Genomic DNA, 325 nt, shown 5'->3' with positions numbered 1-325 from the left:
GGCGAAGTGGACGACGGCGAATCGATCCGCGCCATCAACCGTGCGGTCGATCTCGGCATCCGCTTTTTCGATACCGCCTCGAATTACGGGGCAGGGCATTCCGAGGAGGTGGTTGGCCGCGCCATCGGCAATCGCGACGACATCGTCATCGCCACCAAGTTCGGCCATGCGACCGACGAAAAGACCAGGCAGGCGACCGGCGCCTTTGCCGACCCGGCCTTCATCCGGCAATCGGCGGAAACCTCGCTGCGTCGCCTGCGCCGCGAGCGGCTGGATCTGCTGCAGTTCCATCTGAACGACTTTCCGCTCGAAGCCTCAGACGAGG

The 325-nt window shown here is 64.3% G+C and carries 1 protein-coding gene; it reads left to right on the top strand.

The features are described from left to right. Positions 1 to 325 (top strand): aldo/keto reductase (locus tag SB764_RS39045; protein ID WP_410866618.1); only part of this gene is annotated, 325 nt, incomplete at both ends.

This window comes from Paraburkholderia sp. SIMBA_027, assembly GCF_046535315.1.
Taxonomy (GTDB): Bacteria; Pseudomonadota; Gammaproteobacteria; order Burkholderiales; family Burkholderiaceae; genus Paraburkholderia; species Paraburkholderia tropica.
Note: the sequence above shows the minus strand (reverse complement) of the source record. Positions and strands in the feature narration are given on the sequence as shown.